Raw genomic sequence first — 16792 nt, 5'->3', positions numbered from 1 at the left:
GCTTGTCGAAGCATGGCGGATGGGGCCTCTGCGCGCGCCCCTTCGACAAGCTCAGGGTGACGGGGCTTTCTCCGTATATGATAATATACCACCCCATTGTAACATTTAACTATCTACCCACTCCACACCTTTCAAAGTAGTTAAATATTTTGTTACTTGTAATGCCTTTTATTTTAAACATTTATGCACAGAAGAAATTTCCTCAAAACCGGTTCATTAGCTGGGTTAGCGATCTCCACTTTAGTAGCAGCATCCTGCAATCAGCCATCTGCCGAAAATAAAGCCGATGAAACTGCCGCTGCCGATATCAGTAAGGACGATATATTTGAATTGAGCGAAATAACCATTGCCGATCTGCAGCAAAAAATGCAGAGCAAGCAGTTTACTGCAAGGCTGATTACCGAGCTGTACCTGAAACGCATTGATCAAATAGATAAAAAAGGCATCATGCTTAACTCGGTTATCGAGCTTAATAAAGATGCCTTGAACATGGCCGATGCGATGGACCGGGAACGTGAAAAGGGTAAAGTGCGTGGTCCGCTGCACGGTATACCGGTGCTGATAAAGGATAATATTAATACCGGCGATAACATGCACACCACGGCGGGCTCATTGGCTTTGGCCGATAATTTTGCCAAGCAGGATGCTTTTATAGTGCATAAGCTTCGTGAAGCAGGTGCTGTGATATTGGGCAAAACCAATTTAAGTGAGTGGGCAAACTTTCGCTCCACACATTCAACCAGTGCCTGGAGCAGCAGGGGAGGGCAAACTAAGTGCCCTTATATTTTAGATAGGAACCCCAGCGGTTCAAGCGCCGGTACCGGAACGGCTGTAGCAGCCAATCTTTGCGTTATTGGCATTGGTACAGAAACCAATGGCTCGATAGTGTCGCCGGCATCGGTTAACGGTTTGGTGGGCATTAAGCCAACTGTGGGCTTATGGAGCCGGTCGGGCATTATTCCGATCTCCAAAACACAGGATACTGCCGGGCCGATGGCTCGTACGGTTAAGGACGCCGCCATACTGCTTGGTGCGCTGACCGGTATTGATACGATCGACCTGGCAACGCTTGGTAGTAAAGGCAGGATTGAGGCGGATTATACCAAATTTTTAGATGTTAATGGTTTACAAGGTAAGCGCCTGGGCATTGAAAAAACAGCGTTTGACGATAAGCCGGACGTTGTTGCATTATTACAGGATGCCATCAAAACCCTGAAAAGTAAAGGTGCTGAGGTGGTTGAGATAGAACTGAACAAAGAGCTGAAGACTATCAACAGCAACGAATTTACAGTGCTGCTTTACGAATTTAAAGATAGCCTTAACCAATACTTCAACAATGCCAACAGCAAAATAAAAACGCTGGCAGATGTTATTGCTTTCAACAAGCAGAATGAAACTAAAGCAATGCCTTTTTTTAAGCAGGAGATACTGGAGCAGGCTCAGGCCAAAGGCGATTTGAACAGTAAAGAATATCTTGACGCGGTTAAGCAAACCAATATGGGTACCCGTAAAGTTATTGATGGTATGCTTACCAAATATAAACTTGATGCCATCATAGGCACTACTAATGGCCCGGCTGTATGTATCGACCTGGTAAATGGCGACTATGATAATGGTTTCAGTTTTTCAGGCCCTGCCGCTATGGCGGGGTATCCGCATATTACAGTGCCCATGGGGTTGGCCCATGGCCTGCCGGTTGGGTTATCGTTTTTTAGCACAGCCTATAAAGAGGGCGACATCATAAAATTGGGATATGCTTATGAGCAGGCATCTAAAAAGCGGGTAGCACCGCTGTTTAAGCCCGATCTGTTTGCTTAATTTTGTATGATGGAAGCAACGTTTACTGTTCCGAAAAAGATACTGGCCCGTCAGCATGAAATTACCGCCGACTATCTGAAGGCCATTGACAAACACCTTGAGGATGTGCTGAACAACCGCGTATTGGACATGTACGAGATCCGTGATTTTGCTGATGAAATGCATATCCATCCTACCCATTTGAGCAATACTATTAAACTCACCACAGGCAAACATCCCTGTTTCTTTTTCGAGGAAAAAATCATGGGGATTGCCAAAACCATGCTGCAGGAAAACAAGGTCAGTGTAGCCGAAATAGCTAACCGGCTTACTTTTGATCCATCAAACTTTACCAAGTTTTTTAAGCGTTTTGAGGGAATTACACCAAAACAGTATCGTGAACAGTGGCTGGTAAGGAACCTTGATTTATAGGACTGGAGGATTAAAGGATACGTACATATTTATAAAACCGATCTCCAAAATATGCTTAATAATCAATGATCTATAAATGTATCATTATAAGCATGGCATAGCAATCGCATACTATACAGAGCAACTATACCTCTATGCGATTCCCACGCTACGCTCGCAATGCTATATTTTCTCTATTCTATGACGGTTTTTTAAAGCGGGAGATAAAGCTGACTAATAATATATTATGGATAAAATATAAAGCAAATTTTATTAACGCCTGCTGTTATCCCTGAAGTTTTGAGTACGTACGGCAATTTGTTCTAAAGTAAGTTCGCCGTATTTTTTAGCGCGATCTGCCCATTCGGGGGCGTTGTCAACCAGGTTATCGATAATTGATTTACCGTCGGGTCCTTTTTTGGTTACGTAATTTATTCCGTAAGCAACTGCAGCACCTATAGCAAGAGTTTTGATAAAGCCCATAATTTATTTTTCTTTTCTGATATATGACAATGATAATGCCAGTTTGTTACTTCACCTGATAAAAGCTTCTATATTTGAAGTACTTAAACACCATAACCGCCATATGTTTTTTATTTTTTCAAAAGTTCTTTCGTTTTTAATGAATTTGCTTCTATGGGTATTCGCAATTTTATTGATCGCTCTTTTTCAAAGAACGTAAAACGTAAACGGAAATTTTTGCTTGCAGGTATTATTGTGCTTTATATTTTCTCTAATTCATTGTTACTTAACCTGGTTAGCTGGTGCTGGGATATCAGGGATATTGCTGTACCAGCCGATAAAAAGTATGCTTGTGCTATAGTGCTGGGTGGTTTTAGCTCGGATGATGGCAATGGCGGCGGTTTCTTTAACTCTGCTGCTGATAGGTTTATCCAGGGTGTTCGTTTGCAAAAAACAGGTAAAGTTAGCCATCTTCTTATCACAGGAGGAAACGGGCTTTTGAGGCCATCGGGTTTTAGGGAGGCCGATTGGGTAAGGGAGCAACTTAGGGAAATGCAGGTTCCGGACAGTTGCGTACTAAGCGAACCGAAATCCCGCAATACCATTGAAAATGCTGCTTTTTCAAAAGAGCTATTGCAGCAGCATAAACTTAAAGCGCCATATTTACTGGTTACCTCAGCATTTCATATGCGGCGTTCCCTGATGATATTTAAAAAACAGGGAGTTGACGTGGTTGCATACCCCTGCAATTTTTCCAGCCGCAGGTTTTCGGCATCTGCCGATGATTTCCTACCTAATGCAGGTGCTTTAGCAGGTTGGGGGACCTATATAAAGGAAGCCATCGGCTACGTGGTAACCCGTTATTTTAAGTGATCAGCCTTGTTTAAGATGCCCTATATTTGGGGTAAAATCAGGCTCCCGGCGGTTATGTTTATTCCAATTGGCTATATCCACCATTCCGGGCGGCGTTTGATAATGATTTGGGTTGGCACCGCATCTTACAATAAATTTACCTTTAGCCTGTGCAATTACAGGCCTGCTGCCGCAGATAATGCAAGGCTCGCAAAAGATGGATACCTGAATTTTAATGGGTTCGCTCATAATTAAACTAAGGTGCTATCTATCTCGTGAAAATTCAATACCAAGTAGTTGGTATTTTTACCGGTATATTACCGTTGTTCTTTAACAGGCTGGTGCATCATCAATTGTTCAATATCCTTTGCAATATCCCCCGGCTGCATTGCAAATTGAAGATATAAAAACCGCTCTCCCGGTACCACTACATCGGTACCGTTGTCCTTTATTTCCATGTTAAGTTTGCGATAGGTAAAATAAGGTTTGAGCCCCCTGATGGCTGTTAGTACGGCTGTTTCGTCCCAACTGTTGCGGCCGGTTGTGTTGTTGTCTTTTGTAAGCGCTATCTGGAAGGCGTCTTTTACCGGGCTATTTTTTATTGATGTATTATTGATCAGGCGAATCCCTGTCAAGATTTTTTCACCTATTTCAAAACCGCTCAGAGTAATGGGAGTGGGCCAGTTTTTAAATACTTCCTGTGCCGAAGCGGCATCTACATTTACATTGTATTCGCTAAACGTTTTACCGTCGGTACCTATTCCTGTAGCCATGGATACCAGTTTTTTTACTTTCTTTTTCACCAGTTGTTCTCCATCCAGTTTGCTGTATTTATCAGCTCCCGACCGGAGCAGATCGGCCAGGTTGGTGAAAAATCCAACCGAAATAATAGTTACGCTGCCATCGGCTTGCTTTGCCAGCAACTTGCGGTAAAGTGCTACCGCTTCAACTGCCTGGCTGTTTGATTTTACGTTATGCGGGTATTTGGCAATAATAGCCTGGGCCCATTGCTGTGCACAGTCTTTATTGGGCTTGTCTTTTTTTACAATACCTATGGGAATATTAGGCCTGCCAAAATAGGTGTTGATCACACTGATGGTTGGTGCGGTAGTTTCAAAGGCGTTGCATGATATAGTAGCTAATATTTGGGCCTCACCCTTGTCTGCAAAGGCATGCAGCATAGCCATGGCACCAACATCGTCATAATCTCCGGCAATATCCGTGTCGAAAATAACAGGAACAGGGCTGTGTTTTTGCGCTTTGACAAAGTTGAGGTGAAAAATGAATGCCAGGATGAGTAATGCTGATTTGAATTTCATTGTATGCAATAAAATAAAAGGCAGTTAGGCCCAAAAAAGATGTATCGGCAAATAATTGGTTTATGAATGATCGGTAATTAAATCTCGCATTATTTAATTACTTTGGCAAGTATTAATTTATAACGAACGACGCTAATCAAATGACTTATTGCCTGGGAATTAAAGTTAAAGAGGGCTTATTGGCCATTGCCGATACTCGTATAACTTCGGGGACGGATACCACTGTAAAAAAGAAGATCACTATAGAACAAAAGGATCATTTTTCGCTGTTTATCATGACCAGCGGTTTGCGCTCGGTGCGTGATAAGGCCGTGATATATTTTAATGAATTATTGGAGACAGCCGAGTTTAATAAGATGTACAAGGCTGTGAATGCATTTGGCGAACAGGTAAAGCGTGCAGCACAAGAAGATAAAGTGTCGCTTGATGCCGCCGGGTTACGATTTGACCTGAATACCATTATTGGCGGACAATTGCGCGATGACGATGAACACAAGCTTTTTTTGCTATATCCCGAAGGGAATTGGGTGGAATTAGGGCAAGGGGCGCCATACGTGGTTATCGGTAATTCGGGGCATGGTAAAGCTATCCTTAATCGCATCCTTAATGAAGATTCGAGCCTGAAACTGGCGCTTAAAACAGGTTTTCTTTCCTTCGATTCAACAAGGGTAAGCTCGAACAATGTCGATTTTCCGATAGATGTGGCTGTTTATAAAAAGGATAGTTTCAATATTGTTGAGCAGCGTTATAACAAACAGGACCTTGAACATATCTCAATCCAATGGGCCGAGGAACTGAAACTGGCACTTGACCATATTTCGGAGGATTGGATGGATGCCACATTTAACAAATTAGAAGAATTAAAAACAGGAAGCTGATAACATGAAGTTCGATGTGTTTACCCAAATGGAATATGTAGTACGGTCGCCGGGCACATTGATTTTAAACATACACGCATTACGCAGCCCAAATCAAACGGTAATAAGTGAAGAATTTGGCCTGGAACCCTATATCAAGTTTGAAGAACTGCAAACTCTGCAGGGCGAAAATCGTTTGGTGCGCTTTGATGTAAGTGCCGATACGCCCAATGTTAAAGTTACCTACAAAGCTACGGTTGATAATTGTTATGAAATAACCGATTTCGGTAATTTACAGGAAACCCACGTTTCTGAGCTGCCCTCGCCGGTGCTGCCATATTTAAATCCAAGCCGCTATTGTCAGTCGGACAAATTATACCGCCTTGCACATAATATGTTCGGGCATGTTACCAACCCTTTTGAGCAGGTGGTTGAATTGACCAACTGGATCAATAAAAACGTACAATATTTAAGCGGATCAACCAATTCACAAACATCAGCTTTTGATACCGTTACCGAACAGGCCGGCGTTTGCCGCGATTTTGCACACTTAGGCATAGCCCTTTGCCGTGCGCTTACCATACCTGCCCGCTATTTTACAGGTTATGCCTATCACCTTAAGCCAGCCGATTTCCACGCCTGCTTTGAGGCTTATCTTGGTGGTAAGTGGATACTGTTTGATGCAACACGGCTGGTACCTTTAAACGGCCTTATTAAAATAGCTACCGGCCATGATGCTGCCGACTCGGCCATAGCCAATATTTTTGGCGATGTTACTTTTACCACCATGCAGGTAAGTTGTGAACTTGCCGAAGACGGTTTTGTGCCCTTTTATTATATTGATGGGGAATTTAAGGGATTGTCATATTTGTAGCTTAGCCTGACCTTAACCCCTATGAAAAAGATATTTTTACAAGTCTCCCTTTCCCGGGGGAGATTTAGAGGGGGCTTATCGTCTCCGCTTTTTTACCGGTACTTTTTTGTTTTCTCTTATAGCATAGATCCAGTTAATCGCCAGTACTGCTACACAGATCAGTAACCCGAAAAACTCACGCACTTCTTCAATCCAGGGCTTTTCGGCTTTCATGGTTTGCACAAGACTTTCGGCATGATGGAACTTAAACCAGTCGATCAGGCCGTTGTTATCAAATATCTTATAAATGGCATAACCTGTAAAAATGATTATGCCGGTTGCATAGCCAATGGGGTAAAATTCTTTTTTGCTGCCAGGTAGCAAAACCAGGCACAATAAAGGTAAATGGGCATCCAAAGGTAAGGATCTGGATCGTTATACTGTAAACCTGCAAATGTGACAAAAAGTACAACCCATATGATATTGAAGATCTTCATAAGTAAAAAGCAATTGCAATAATTTATACTGGTTATGGTGCTTAATATACAGGTTAAGCAATGTTAAATATATGAAAATATGTTTCAGTACTTAAATAAGGAAATAACAATTATTGGTACCCAGTACCGCCCAATGCATTATCAAAATTATATCCGCCTTAACATTAATTAAATATTGCTCAAACATTTTTTAACCTAATTCACTTCATCCTTTATAACTTTCGTAGCTGTATCTTTTAAATTGTTAGTGTATATGACTTTAACGCTTTACCATTTTACCAGAAAATACTCCGGAAGGTTAAGGATTATACTGCCGCTTTTACTGTTCATACTTTTCTGCAGCCAGCAAGTAGGGGCCCAGGTTAATATTTTTGACCTGCGTAAGCAAAAAGATACCATAACACGATTTTCAGATCCGCCGGTAAAACAGAAACGTTTTGGAAGGGCTGCTTTAGAGCTTGGCCTCGCCGAGATTGCGCCCTGGACATATGATCGCTATATAGTCAACGTTGATTACGCCCGGATTTCCTGGAAAACAACAGGTCATAACCTGAACCCGGGCAGTTGGACCTGGGACAATGATCCGTTTCAAACCAACCAGTTTGGACATCCATATCACGGCAGCATGTTTTACAGCGCCTTCAGGAGTAATGGTTATAGTTTTTGGCAATCAGTACCGGCTACTATGGTGGGCAGTTACCTGTGGGAAACATTTGCCGAAAACCAGGCACCCGCCCCTAACGATTTTATCAACACCAGCTTTGGCGGCATAGTATTGGGCGAAATGACCTATCGACTATCAAATAAGATTATTAATAACCACCGCCGCGGTTTTAAACGGCAAGCCAGTGAGGTGCTGGGTTTTTTGGTTAACCCGATGAATGGCCTTAACCGCATTATTGATGGAAAATGGGGAAAGGTTGTTGGGCCGGCAAATAGGTCGCAGGATGATTCATCAAAAGTGAGTGCAGAATTTGATCTGGGCGCGCGTAAGTTTAACAGCGGCAACCAGGGACTGTTGACCCACGGACGGTTTGGTTGGTTTGGCAGGGCGAAGCTGCTTTACGGCGCTTCAAACGAAAATTTGCACACACCTTTCAGCAATATTTCCATCACAGCCGAGTTTGGGAAAGACGATAGCAGTGCGGTTAATGTGATCAGTGTTTATGGATCTCTTGCAGGATGGGACGTTTCGTTATCGGATAGCGTGGAGAACCTGATCATCATATCAGCTAATTATGATTACATACGCAATGCTGCGTTCTTTTACGGAGGGCAAAGCGTAAAGGCTAATCTACTATCTGAATTTAAATTATTGAATGGCTTTAAAGTGAATACCGCGGTGGGTGCGGGGCTTATCATTTTAGGAGCCGCTCCCGATCCCTACCTGTATAGAGGGCGCAATTATGATTACGGCTCGGGTTTTGCCATAAACGGCAGAGCTGGTTTTAATATAGGTAACAGATTTTATTATAGCATTAATTATCGCGGTAGCTGGCTCATGACTATTAATGGTAATAAGTCGCATTATTTTTTACATACCATAACCAATGAGATAAGTTACCGCGTGTTAAAAGATCTCTCGATAAGTGCCGAACCCGGATATTTCAGGCTGGAAGGAAACTATAAAAATCACCCGGATGTAGACAAAACTTACCCGTACCTGCGGATCTCAACAAGGTACAGAGTTAACCTGTAAGCTAAAAAAAGGATTGGAAAAATTTGATGTCGCGGGCAGATTCGAACTGCCGTTTAGGGTATTGCGGACCCCCACCTATCCTCTCGGTCACGCGACTTGAAAACCATAAAAATTCACTTAATCAGATCGGTTGTGGGGTGTAGATATAATTATCTCTCTCCCGTTTTGCACAGGAGCAGGAATTAGCACCTTTTACATTATGCGGATGTACAGGTTGCTAAGACGTCTTTGGGCCTTTCCCTCAGTCTTTCTTGATAAGTTATTAAAAGAACACTTTGTCGTTGTTGACAATGCAAATATAACAATAAATTATATAATTCCTATAGTTTTAGTAGTTTAATTGATATTTATTTCTTTTCCGTTCATTTTGAGGTAGATAAATTTATTAATGCTGTCTCAGTCCATACTTTCTGGGAGTTTTCCGATAGAAATATTTTGAAAAAAACTGAAATGGTCACCATTTAATCTGAAGTAGTCACCATAATTTTCATTCCTAACTATTGCACCTTTGTATTGTTAAAACATTAAAAAAACATCACAATGGGAACAAATAAAATTGCACTGATAACCGGTGGAAGCCGCGGGCTGGGTAAAAATGCTGCATTGCACCTGGCTAAAAAAGGTATTGATGTAATAGTTACTTATCGCAGTAAAAAAGAGGAAGCTGAAGCTGTAGTTGCAGAAATTGAATCGGCAGGACAAAAGGCTGCTGCTTTACAACTGGATACAGGTATCGTATCCACCTTTGATGCTTTTATTACAAAACTGAAAGCAACCCTAAACGAAAAATGGAACCGTGATACCTTTGATTTTCTGATCAATAATGCAGGTATCGACGCTGCCTCGCCATTTGCACAAACCACCGAAGAAGATTTTGACAGCCTGTTTAATGTTCATTTTAAAGGTGTTTACTTTTTAACCCAAAAAAGCTTACCGGTAATTGCCGACGGCGGCCGGATCATTAATTTTTCGACCGGGCTGGCCCGTTTCTCAACTCCGGGGTATGCCGTTTATGCATCCATGAAAGGCGCTATCGAGGTATTCACCAAATACCTGGCGAAAGAATTGGGCAGCCGTGGTATAGCCGCAAATGTGGTGGCTCCGGGTATTATTCAAACCGATTTTACCAAAGCGGCATTTGATTCGCACCCTGGTTTGGAAGAAATGATGTCGAAGTCAACAGCTTTGGGCAGGGTAGGCCAGCCGGATGATATTGGTGGCATAGTAGCTTTTCTATGCACTGAGGATGCCCGCTGGATCAATGCTCAGCGTATTGAAGCTTCGGGCGGGATGTTCTTGTAGTTGATTGTCTGAATCAGAATTTTTAAATTAACAGAATGTAATGCAAATAAATTATTTATTCTGAAAATTCATTAATCCTGTAAATTCTGATTCAGACAATTTCCTATCTTTCGCACAAAAAAGCACATGGAATTTGGTAGAGTAACGGACGAAGAATTATCCCGGGTTGATTTTACCTTGCCGGCCGACCCGCAGATAACTGTTGAAACCCTTGCCGCTGCAAAAAATGATGTGCCTTTGCAGGTACATGTTGGCTGCGCAAAATGGGGGCGCAAAGAATGGATTGGCAAAATTTATCCGCCAAAAACCAAGGACGCCAATTTTTTAGATGAATACGTTAAGCATTTTGATTGCATTGAGCTTAACGCTACCTTTTACCAGGTTTACGGTCCGGATACCATTTCCAAATGGAAACAAAAAGCCGATAGCAATCCCGGTTTTAAATTTTGCCCTAAATTTTCTCAAAGCATTAGTCACATTCGCCGGTTAAAAAACGCGGAGGATATCACGACCACGTATTATGAAGGTATTTTGGCTTTCGGCGATAAGCTTGGTCCGCTGTTTTTGCAGTTGAGCGATAATTACACACCAAAGAGTTTTCCGGAGCTTAAGGCCTATCTTGAACAACTACCAAAAGATATTCCCGTATTTGTTGAGCTGCGCCATAAAGACTGGTTTGCCGTTGCCGAAAACCGCGACAAGGTATTTAATCTTTTCCGAGATCTGAATATTGGCTCTATCATAACTGATGCCAGCGGCCGCCGCGATGTGGTGCATATGGCATTGCCTACACCACACGCCTTTATCCGCTTTGTAGGCAACAGTCTGCACCCAACAGATTATGCCCGCGTTGATGAATGGGTTGAGCGGATCAAAAACTGGAAAGATCAAGGCCTTAAATCGGTATGGTTTTTTATGCACCAGCATGATGAGCGTTACTCACCAGAGCTTGCTGATTATGTGGTTGAAAAACTAAATGACGCTTTGGGCACCCAATTAATGCGCCCTCAATTTATCCAGAGAGACAATAATAAGCCAACCGCCCAAACCTCGCTGTTATTGTAATGGCTCTGTAGTAGCCGGCGGAATTTTCATAGCCGGGTTAAAGTTGGGGATCAGTTGCCTTACCTTATCCGCGGTTGAATTGTTCATATCCAGGAACGACCAGTTTTTGCCACCATCGCCGCTAACCGCCAATAAGTTGCTGTGCATGGCCATACGGCCTTTTGGGCTTGCCATAATGATAGTTTCGGGCAGCAGGCAATGGATTTCCTTCCCGGCTTTATAAAATTTACCAGGGGTGCCAACTGTAATGTTTTCAAAGCTGATGCCCGCAGTTTTCATTTGCTGCATAGCTGTACCAATCATATCGGCCATTTTTTCTTTGCCCCCGGCCATTTGCACCGCTTTGGGATAAGTATAACTAATAATAGTCTTATAATCTCCTTTGGTCATGCTTTGGGCCATCAGGATTGCCTGTTGTTTTACAACTACCGGATTTTGAGCATGTAATGCCAGCGGCGATAATATGATGATCAGGAGCCTGAATATATTTTTCATGGGATGTTTCTGTTTTTTTATGAGGATCTCATCGGCAAGTTGATCGGTACCATCAACCTTGCTGCTGCATTTAAGCCCCAATATGCAATTTACTAAATTAAAAACACCAACATTTTTAAAAGAAGGTATTTGCTTACCGGTTTTAAAGGTGTGTCCTCAGGCCATGTTGTATAAGGCAGACTTGCGAAGTGTTTAAAACTTCGCAAGTCTGTCCCTGCTTATCATCGTACCTCGAAAGTCCGCCGGATTTCAAAATTCTGCAACATCTGCTAAAGTTTATCTGGCCTACTTCCTCTTCAACGCTTCCGCAATACCCTTTTCAACCAATGGCTCCATTAACCTGTATCCTTCAACAGTAGGGTGCACACCATCAGCGGCTAAATTTTTCGGCAAACCTTTGCGCTCGTCGGCCATGGCGCTATGGTAATCTACATAAACCATTTTATTGGCATCGGCAAAAGCTTTGATCATGGCGTTAAGCTGCACCACTTTTTGCGCAGGTTCCATACCCGGGCGCCATGGAAAGGCATAGGCGGGCAGTACTGAACATAATACTACTTTAATATTGGCGGCCTTAGCCAGCAATGCCATGGATTGAATATTGCCAAAAATATCTTCAATAGCTATCGGGCCGTTATTTTGGGCGATATCATTTATTCCTGCCAGGATCACCACGGCACCAGGTTTCAGATCTATCACATCATCACGAAAACGCACCAGCATTTGGGTGGTGGTTTGTCCGCTGATGCCGCGGTCAAAATATGGTTTATCGCTCCAGAAGGTTGAATCCCTGCTGATCCAGAAATCGGTAATGGAATCGCCCATATAAACTACACTTTTAGGGTTTGGGGCTGATGCTTTTACCTTTTCATTATCGGCCTGGTAACGGGTCATGTTTGCCCAGTCTTTATGAAATGCATCTTCCCATTGCTTATGGTAGGCTTCCCATTGATCGGCTCTCTCTTTAACTGTTTTTACTTTAGGGTCTATGGGTTTTAAAAAACCTTTCAGATCGAGCCACTCGTTAAAGCGGTCTATCCAGTTGTCGGTAGGCAGGTTTTGTTTGCGCATGCCAAAACCGTGGCCTCCTTTAGCGTACATATGCAGCTCGGCGCTGTGTTTTGATGCCAGCCATTTGCTATAAAGCTCAATGCTGTGCGGAGCAAGGCCAAGCTGATCATCAGTAGCTGCAGCTATAAACATCGGCGGCGCGTCGTCAGGGATTTTTGAGATCAGTTCTGGAGGCACGTATGCATAAATAGGCGCGTCAAAATCGGGTTTGTTAGCTGCTGTGTAATTGAAAGCTGCGGCACCGGCCAGTGTGCCGCCTGCCGAAAAGCCCATGATCCCGATTCGTTGCGGCGAAACATGGTATTCGGAGGCATGTTCACGCACATAAGTCAGCGCTGCACGCGCGTCAGCGATAGCTAAGGGAATGATAGGCGCTACCTGTTTAGGGAAATCCTTCTGACTCATTTTGGCTACCAATTCTTTTACCGGGTCGTTAGTTAAACTGTGAGCCAACCTGTATTTCAGTACGAAGCAGGCTACCCCCTGTTTGTTGAGCCATTTAGCTACGTCATACCCCTCGCTGTTGATTGACAGGGTATGGAAGCCGCCGCCGGGACAAATAACCACCGCGGTGCCGGTAGCGATGGATGAATCGGGCAGGAAAACACCCAGGGAAGGGCGCGTAACGTTGTAAACAACTTTGGTATTAAAAGCGTTGTTGTCGCTTTCGCCCTCGTTCCAGATCCAGTTTTCGGAACCGGGAGCCGCGCCGGGGTAAAGTGGGATAACTTTTTGCTGGGCCTGTACGCAAAGGGCCGACAATAGGAGTAAGGTGCCTATCAGTTTTAATTTCATGGGAGGTTAATTCAGGTTAAATGTTGATGTACAAAAATAACAGCATAAAGCTAAACTACAAGGTGCCTAAACGTTTTAGCAAAGACAAATTCCATTTTTATTATAACATCTGTAACCTCGCTGTAAAATATCTGTTATCAGGATTATTGACAGATATTTTCACTATCTTAATCACTCCTGATTTGAATGACCGTGGTATTTATCCATATCAAAAATTTGCTCCGGATTTTGCCGCTGTTGGTTTTGCTTGGTGCGTGTGCCAAACAAAAAAAGTTTTCCAAAGCGATTGCAATAGTTCAAAAGATTATAAAAAGATTTCATTTACAGAGCTGACCAGTCATATTGAAAAATATGATAAACAATATGTTGAAGTGAGCGGTAAATACAAGGAAGGGAACGAGCAATCCGCGCTTTTTAATGACAGCCTGTTCTCGAGCCACGCATTACATAATGCCATTTGGGTTGATTTTAGTCAGGATTGCCCCCTTTATCTGCCGGGTACTCATATAGGTTTGTTTACCTATAATGATGGTCAGTTTATCCGTATGAATAAACGTAAAGTAACTATTCGGGGCGTGGTTGATGCCAGCGATAAAGGCCATTTAAAACAATACAGAGGTACCATCGACAGGGTGAGTTTTATCGAACTGTGATCTTCAATGCTTTTGAAAATAAAAACAATGCGCCCCGGTATCAGTTGTAATTATAAAAACAATAGTTATGGCTATCAACCCCAATGATGCACCAGACAATGGCTTTTTCGATGAATCAGATGATGAGGAGATCATCAATCAAAATCAAATAAAAGGTTCAAATATGGTAAAAGACCCTGATGAATGGTCAACAGGTGATGAACCCATGACCGGCGCACAGCATTCCTACCTCAAAACATTATCTGACGAGGCCGGTGAAGAGTTTGACGGATCGCTTACCAAAGCCGAAGCATCAAAACGGATAGACGAGCTGCAGCATAAAACAGGCAGGGGATTGAATAATTAATTAAAATAAGCAATATTAAAACCCGTTGCTTGCAGTAAAGGCTCGAGTTCTTTGTAAATGTATGCTTGCCGTTTAAAACCGTGGATTGATATCGATATTAAATAGTCAGTTTCAGGCCGTCATACGCCAGTTCAATGCCTGCAGGCAGCTCTTTGGAAACGTCAGCATGTTTGCCCAGCCTGTGGCTTATATGTGTAAAGTAGGTGGTTTCGGCCCCAATGTCGTTAGCAAAAGCTATGGCTTCTTCAAGCGTAAAATGGGAAATATGGGTTTCCTTTTGCAGGGCGTTGATCACTAATATTTTTGTGCCTTTTATTTTTTTCCTTTCTGCATCCGGAATTGTTTTGGCATCGGTGAGGTAGGTAAAATCTTTAATCCTGAAACCTTTTATAGGCAATCTGTAATGAAACACCTCGATAGGGACAGAACTCAACATTACCGATCATAAAGGGATCAAGCGCAATAATGTGCATGTTTACCTGCGGAATGCCCGGGTAACCCGTGCCATCAAAAATATAGGGAAATTCACGCACCAGGGCTTTTTGCACCCTTTCATCAGCGTAAATATCAATCGGGGCGTTTTGTTTGTAATTAAACGCGCGGATATCATCCATACCGGCAATATGGTCTTTATGCTCATGTGTAAAAACGATAGCATCAAGGTGCTGTACTTTTGCACGAAGCATCTGGTACCTGAAATCGGGGCCCGAATCAATGGCAATTACCTTTTCCTCGGTTTCAATTAAAACAGAGCTGCGCAGCCGCTTATCGTGCTTATCTGTTGAGAGGCATACCTCGCAGTTACATGCTATAACAGGTACCCCCTGCGATGTTCCGGTTCCTAAAAATGTTATGGTCACAGCTGCAGTTTAGTTTGTTTAATTTCCTGCAAAAATGTAATCTGTTTATCATCAAGCAGCTTGTAATCTACCTCAAGTTCGCGCAATAGCTCAACCAAAGCAAGGATCTTACTTTCCAGATTAGAGAAACGGTTTACCACAATCATTTTACTGTTAAGCAGCAGGCAGGCACCGGTTTTAAAGTTTCCCTTTTCATAACGCACTTTATAACCGGCTGTTTTTAACAGCAGTTCCAGTTTCTCGAGTGTATGGTTAGTTGCGGGAAGCATTAATTTCAAAAGTAGTAAAAATGGGTGTATTTGCAGGGCTTAAATTGGCATTTGCATGTCACATTTGGTAATTAAATTTCTATTTTTATTTACCTTTTATAACCTAAAACCATCCGGATGAAGAACTTACTGCTCATAGCAACAGGCATTGTTTTTAGCATTGCCGTTTATGCACAGCAAACCAAAACCTATGCCGAAAAGCTTGGCTGGCCTAAAGGCGCACGTGTAATTATCCTGCATGTTGACGATGCCGGTATGTCGCACGAATCAAACGAAGGGGTGGAGAAAGCCATTGGTGAGGGTATAGCCACTTCAACCAGTGTGATGATGCCCTGCCCCTGGGTACCAGATTTTAAGCATTATATGGATCAGCACCCGGGAATTGATGCAGGGCTGCACTTAACCTTAACTTCCGAATGGAAAAATTACCGATGGGGGCCGCTTGCGGGTAAGGCAACAGTTCCGGGACTGATTGATAAAGAAGGCGCTTTCTGGCCCGGAGTAGTCGCCGTTTATTTCCATGCTACTGCCGATGAGATTGATAAGGAGATCCGCGCCCAGCTTGACCGTGCCTTAACCATGGGCTTTATACCAACCCATCTCGACTCGCATATGGGTACTTTATTTGCCAAGCCGGCTTTTCTCGAAAAATATATTAACCTCGGCATTGAAAAAAGATACCGGTAATGCTGCCCGGAGGCGAGGATCTTTTTTACCGCGAGGAAGCAAAGAATGCTACGATAGCACAGCTTAAAAAAGATGGTAAATATACTGAAGGAATGACGATACCCGAACCTGCCGAACTGGCAAAAGCGCGTGAGCTTGGCGACGTAGTCTGGAAAGGAGGTTTGCCGGTACTGGACGATCTCGATAATTCAAGCTATGACTGGGTAATGCCCGATATTGACAAGGCTACTGATAAGGAACTGCAAAAATGGTACACAGACCACTATATCGAAAACTTCGACCGTTTTTCGCCGGGATTAACGATGGTACTGATGCACTGCACACAACCGTCGCCGCAATTTAAAAATATCTGTAACGAAGGCCAGAAACGGAAAGGCGACCTGCTGGCCATGACCGATCCTCGCCTGAAAGCTTATCTTAAACAAAAAGGCTTTATTTTAACCACCTGGAAAGAGGTAATGGAGCGGAGGGTTAAGGTCGGAAAAGAGTAAGTTTGAACTTA

20 protein-coding genes, 1 pseudogene and 1 riboswitch are annotated in these 16792 nt (G+C 43.0%); of the genes and pseudogenes, 12 read left to right on the top strand and 9 right to left on the bottom strand.

All coding sequences use genetic code 11. From position 1 onward, the window contains the following. Positions 1-183 precede the first annotated feature (183 nt). Positions 184-1818 carry an amidase gene (locus tag ACQ86K_RS23805; RefSeq protein ID WP_091175042.1) on the top strand — a complete coding sequence of 545 codons (1635 nt, stop codon included), beginning with the start codon at positions 184-186 and terminating at the stop codon, positions 1816-1818. Positions 1819-1824: 6 nt separating this feature from the next. Further along, the gene (locus ACQ86K_RS23800) at positions 1825-2229 is read left to right on the top strand and encodes a helix-turn-helix domain-containing protein (protein ID WP_256337551.1); all 405 of its coding nucleotides are present in this window, start codon (positions 1825-1827) and stop codon (positions 2227-2229) included. Between the two features lie 252 nt (positions 2230-2481). Here the strand turns inward: ACQ86K_RS23800 and ACQ86K_RS23795 are convergent, their stop codons facing one another. Continuing rightward, positions 2482-2691: a hypothetical protein gene (locus tag ACQ86K_RS23795; RefSeq protein ID WP_091175047.1), complete on the bottom strand. Its 210-nt coding sequence runs from the start codon at positions 2689-2691 to the stop codon at positions 2482-2484. A gap of 153 nt (positions 2692-2844) precedes the next feature. Between ACQ86K_RS23795 and ACQ86K_RS23790 the strand changes: the two genes are divergently transcribed. Continuing rightward, complete coding sequence (locus ACQ86K_RS23790) at positions 2845-3543, top strand: YdcF family protein (protein ID WP_431198934.1); 699 nt, start codon at positions 2845-2847, stop codon at positions 3541-3543. Here ACQ86K_RS23790 and ACQ86K_RS23785 read toward each other — a convergent pair whose 3' ends face one another. Both ACQ86K_RS23785 and ACQ86K_RS23780 read right to left on the bottom strand, forming a co-directional pair. Next, on the bottom strand, positions 3544-3771 hold the full coding sequence (locus tag ACQ86K_RS23785; RefSeq protein ID WP_091175051.1) for a hypothetical protein: 228 nt from the start codon (positions 3769-3771) through the stop codon (positions 3544-3546). It lies immediately after the preceding gene. Positions 3772-3839: 68 nt separating this feature from the next. Then, entirely contained in the window at positions 3840-4841 is a 1002-nt protein-coding gene (locus tag ACQ86K_RS23780) for a nucleoside hydrolase (protein WP_091175053.1), read from the bottom strand. A gap of 140 nt (positions 4842-4981) precedes the next feature. Between ACQ86K_RS23780 and ACQ86K_RS23775 the strand changes: the two genes are divergently transcribed. Together ACQ86K_RS23775 and ACQ86K_RS23770 are read left to right on the top strand one after the other, a co-directional pair. Beyond that, positions 4982-5719 (top strand): peptidase, encoded by a 738-nt coding sequence (locus ACQ86K_RS23775; protein WP_091175057.1) that lies wholly within the window; start codon positions 4982-4984, stop codon positions 5717-5719. A 4-nt stretch (positions 5720-5723) separates the two neighbouring features. After that, a complete protein-coding gene (locus ACQ86K_RS23770; protein WP_091175059.1) occupies positions 5724-6572 on the top strand; it encodes a transglutaminase-like domain-containing protein in 849 nt (282 codons plus the stop codon). Between the two features lie 75 nt (positions 6573-6647). On the opposite strand, the gene ACQ86K_RS23765 is transcribed toward ACQ86K_RS23770, so the two are convergent. Both ACQ86K_RS23765 and ACQ86K_RS23760 read right to left on the bottom strand, forming a co-directional pair. Next, a complete protein-coding gene (locus tag ACQ86K_RS23765; RefSeq protein WP_431198933.1) occupies positions 6648-6935 on the bottom strand; it encodes a transmembrane 220 family protein in 288 nt (95 codons plus the stop codon). After that, positions 6881-7048: a transmembrane 220 family protein gene (locus ACQ86K_RS23760; protein ID WP_431198932.1), complete on the bottom strand. Its 168-nt coding sequence runs from the start codon at positions 7046-7048 to the stop codon at positions 6881-6883. Before ACQ86K_RS23760 ends, ACQ86K_RS23765 begins: the two co-directional genes overlap by 55 nt. Positions 7049-7301: 253 nt before the next feature. Between ACQ86K_RS23760 and ACQ86K_RS23755 the strand changes: the two genes are divergently transcribed. The 3 genes from ACQ86K_RS23755 to ACQ86K_RS23745 all read left to right on the top strand — a co-directional run bounded on the left by ACQ86K_RS23755 (position 7302) and on the right by ACQ86K_RS23745 (position 11114). Beyond that, the gene (locus ACQ86K_RS23755) at positions 7302-8747 is read left to right on the top strand and encodes a DUF3943 domain-containing protein (protein WP_091175064.1); all 1446 of its coding nucleotides are present in this window, start codon (positions 7302-7304) and stop codon (positions 8745-8747) included. Between the two features lie 146 nt (positions 8748-8893). Next, positions 8894-9008, bottom strand: a riboswitch (SAM riboswitch). Between the two features lie 279 nt (positions 9009-9287). Next, positions 9288-10049: an SDR family oxidoreductase gene (locus ACQ86K_RS23750; RefSeq protein WP_091175065.1), complete on the top strand. Its 762-nt coding sequence runs from the start codon at positions 9288-9290 to the stop codon at positions 10047-10049. A gap of 126 nt (positions 10050-10175) precedes the next feature. After that, positions 10176-11114 (top strand): DUF72 domain-containing protein, encoded by a 939-nt coding sequence (locus ACQ86K_RS23745; protein WP_091175066.1) that lies wholly within the window; start codon positions 10176-10178, stop codon positions 11112-11114. On the opposite strand, the gene ACQ86K_RS23740 is transcribed toward ACQ86K_RS23745, so the two are convergent. Both ACQ86K_RS23740 and ACQ86K_RS23735 read right to left on the bottom strand, forming a co-directional pair. After that, complete coding sequence (locus ACQ86K_RS23740; RefSeq protein WP_431198931.1) at positions 11106-11690, bottom strand: hypothetical protein; 585 nt, start codon at positions 11688-11690, stop codon at positions 11106-11108. The genes ACQ86K_RS23745 and ACQ86K_RS23740 overlap by 9 nt on opposite strands. A 204-nt stretch (positions 11691-11894) precedes the next feature. Then, entirely contained in the window at positions 11895-13475 is a 1581-nt protein-coding gene (locus ACQ86K_RS23735) for a GDSL-type esterase/lipase family protein (protein WP_091175070.1), read from the bottom strand. Between the two features lie 26 nt (positions 13476-13501). Here ACQ86K_RS23735 and ACQ86K_RS23730 point away from each other — a divergent pair, with 26 nt between their 5' ends. Together ACQ86K_RS23730 and ACQ86K_RS23725 are read left to right on the top strand one after the other, a co-directional pair. Beyond that, positions 13502-14128, top strand: a complete 627-nt coding sequence (locus ACQ86K_RS23730; RefSeq protein ID WP_431198930.1) for a hypothetical protein — start codon at positions 13502-13504, stop codon at positions 14126-14128. Between the two features lie 67 nt (positions 14129-14195). Beyond that, positions 14196-14474: a DUF3072 domain-containing protein gene (locus tag ACQ86K_RS23725; protein ID WP_091175073.1), complete on the top strand. Its 279-nt coding sequence runs from the start codon at positions 14196-14198 to the stop codon at positions 14472-14474. Positions 14475-14571: 97 nt separating this feature from the next. Here ACQ86K_RS23725 and ACQ86K_RS23720 read toward each other — a convergent pair. Both ACQ86K_RS23720 and ACQ86K_RS23715 read right to left on the bottom strand, forming a co-directional pair. Continuing rightward, positions 14572-15334, bottom strand: a pseudogene (locus tag ACQ86K_RS23720) (MBL fold metallo-hydrolase). Next, positions 15331-15603: a hypothetical protein gene (locus ACQ86K_RS23715; protein WP_091175078.1), complete on the bottom strand. Its 273-nt coding sequence runs from the start codon at positions 15601-15603 to the stop codon at positions 15331-15333. The pseudogene ACQ86K_RS23720 and the gene ACQ86K_RS23715 overlap by 4 nt, the downstream one beginning before the upstream one ends. A gap of 117 nt (positions 15604-15720) precedes the next feature. Here ACQ86K_RS23715 and ACQ86K_RS23710 point away from each other — a divergent pair, with 117 nt between their 5' ends. Continuing rightward, entirely contained in the window at positions 15721-16290 is a 570-nt protein-coding gene (locus tag ACQ86K_RS23710; RefSeq protein ID WP_431198929.1) for a polysaccharide deacetylase family protein, read from the top strand. Then, positions 16290-16781, top strand: a complete 492-nt coding sequence (locus ACQ86K_RS23705) for a hypothetical protein (protein WP_431198928.1) — start codon at positions 16290-16292, stop codon at positions 16779-16781. The genes ACQ86K_RS23710 and ACQ86K_RS23705 overlap by 1 nt, the downstream gene beginning before the upstream one ends. Positions 16782-16792 lie beyond the last annotated feature (11 nt).

Source organism: Mucilaginibacter sp. P19 (genome assembly GCF_050632265.1).
In the GTDB taxonomy this organism is placed as follows: Bacteria; Bacteroidota; Bacteroidia; order Sphingobacteriales; family Sphingobacteriaceae; genus Mucilaginibacter; species Mucilaginibacter gossypii.
Note: the sequence above shows the minus strand (reverse complement) of the source record. Positions and strands in the feature narration are given on the sequence as shown.